This is a genomic window from Micromonospora sp. DT44 (assembly GCF_049841635.1).
Taxonomy (GTDB): Bacteria; Actinomycetota; Actinomycetes; order Mycobacteriales; family Micromonosporaceae; genus Micromonospora.
The window spans coordinates 1-532 of sequence record NZ_JBNCKS010000169.1 but is presented as its reverse complement, the minus strand read 5'-3'; the positions used below and the strand labels follow the sequence as shown (position 1 = coordinate 532).

Sequence of the window (532 nt, the reverse complement as noted above, 5' to 3'; positions counted from 1 at the left end):
CACTACGACAACAGCGGGAGCCCGCCACCCGCCGACCACTTCCGGTGGGCACCCGGCACACATAGGGGGGCTCCAGGATTATAACCGAGCCCATGGTGGTTGCCGGCGGCCACGTCACGTACGTCGGCCGCACTTCTGAGTCACCGAGTCCCAGCCGCGCTGAAAGAACAGAGAGGACGTCTCATGGGTTATAAGAAGAGGACCGAAGAAGAGTGGGTAGCGTTCGACGAGATAGCACGAGACTACTACAAAGATGGCCAAAGAAATCTGCTGACACTCCCCCCGCGAACATACAATAGGAAGACCACCAACGGGATTGTGGTACACCTCGGAAAAAATCTTCATAATTGGCGGGAGGAGGGCAGGCGGATTCCCGGTGACATGCCCCAGTACGTGAGGGATTTTTTGGAGGGTTGCGGAGCGATCGGCGTTCTGGCGAAGGCGGTCGCGCCCATCAAGTTCAGTAGTGACGCTAGGTGGGAGGCGTTCGCCGAAATAGCACGAGAATACTACGGAGATCGCCAAGAAAATC

1 protein-coding gene is annotated in these 532 nt (G+C 57.5%); it reads left to right on the top strand.

Features of this window, described 5'->3' with window-relative positions; translation table 11 throughout:
* Positions 1-183: 183 nt before the first annotated feature.
* Positions 184-532 (top strand): hypothetical protein (locus ACLQ25_RS32810; protein WP_425734605.1); only part of this gene is annotated, 349 nt, incomplete at its 3' end.